This is a genomic window from Sphingobium sp. FW306-1B-F04DB (assembly GCF_058781925.1).
The window spans coordinates 1-1,573 of the sequence record NZ_JBYSXE010000116.1; the positions used below are offsets into that span (position 1 = coordinate 1).

A 1,573-nucleotide genomic window follows, 5' to 3' on the forward strand; every position below is an offset into this window, starting at 1 on the left:
CTCCTGCATTGAAGCGTTCGCGACTTCGTACCATCCAGGAGGGTGACTACATCAATTACGCGGTGTCCGGATTTTGGATCACTGCCAGACCCTCGAATGACCGAAAAGGGTCGTGTCCGGACCGTCCGGATTTCGAGTCCGCGATCGAGGCGAGGAATGTCTGAAAAGTCGTGATGGGGTGGACGCCCCCCGACGGCATCGATGTGCCAAAGTGGAGGTGTTGAACACCACTTGAGGGAGGCGTCCGTGTCGGAGATTACCACAATCGGTCTGGATATTGCCAAGCATGTTTTTCACGCACACGGTGCGGATGAACGGGGGCGTGCGATGTTCAGCAGGCGGATCTCTCGCGGGAAACTGCTTGATTTCTTTGCCGTGCAGCCGCGTTGCGTCGTGGCACTGGAGGCGTGCGGCGGAGCCCATCATTGGGCGCGCGAGCTTGAGCATCTCGGGCATGAGGTCCGGTTGATTGCCCCGGCCTATGTGAAGCCGTTTGTGAAGCGGCATAAGAATGATGCGGTCGATGCCGAGGCGATCTGCGAGGCGGCGCAGCGGCCCAACATGCGCTTCGTGGCGGTCAAGAGCGAGGAACAGCAGGCGTCAGGACTGGTGTTTCGAACGCGCGATCTCCTGGTGCGTCAACGCACGCAGCTGATCAATGCGATCCGTGGTCACCTGACCGAATATGGCTGGGTGGCGCCGAAGGGCCCCTCTCATGTCACCATGCTCGCCGATCTGCTCGAGGAGGAAGACATGGCCTCCTCGCTCCCCGAGGCGGCGCGGAGCATGTTCCGGCTGATGCTCGATCTGCTGGAGGAACTCGACGACCGGATCGGCGAGCTCGACAAGGAGATCGCGCGCCGGGCGCGTGAGGATGCCATAGCGCGCAGGCTGATGACGATCCCGGGTATCGGCCCGATCACGGCGACGGCGATCGCTGCATTGGCGCCGCCGGCCGAAACTTTTGCCAAGGGACGTGATTTCGCGGCCTGGCTGGGCCTGGCGCCGCTGCAGAAATCGACCGGCGGGAAGCAGAAACTGGGTGCGATCTCCAAAATGGGCGAGCGCACGCTCAGACGGTTGCTCATCATCGGCAGCAGCGCGGTCGTGCTCCAGGCGAGCAAGTGCGGCGCACCCAAGGGCTCATGGCTGGAGCAGATGCTGGCCCGCAAGCCGCGCATGCTGGTAACCGTCGCGCTGGCCAACAAGACAGCGCGGATCGTCTGGGCGCTGCTCGTCAAGCAAGAGAATTACAAGGCTCCGGTCGCAGCCATGGCGTGAGCCAGGCGGACCTGAGGTCGTCGGAGGCGTAGTCGGGCGAAGGAGGGTATGGCACAACAAGTCGGCGAGACGGGATCGGAAGAACCAGGGCTTTCCACCGTGCCAAGAGCACGCTGTCGTGATGTAGTTCCGGTCCGCGAACTCCCATACGGGCCCGCAGCTCCATCGCTGCATCAGAGGCCGGACAGATGGCAGCATCCGACTACGTGCCTGATTATCAAGCGACATCATGAAGTGGTCCGGGGGCGACATGCAAAACTGGTCCCCCCAGGGTTGTTAGGCACTCTCCAAA

1 protein-coding gene is annotated in these 1,573 nt (G+C 62.2%); it reads left to right on the forward strand.

Going from position 1 to position 1,573, the window contains the following annotated elements:
- Positions 1 to 246: 246 nt before the first annotated feature.
- A complete protein-coding gene (locus AC3WJD_RS21945) occupies positions 247 to 1,281 on the forward strand; it encodes an IS110 family RNA-guided transposase (protein WP_492748970.1) in 1,035 nt (344 codons plus the stop codon).
- The last annotated feature ends 292 nt before the right edge of the window (positions 1,282 to 1,573 follow it).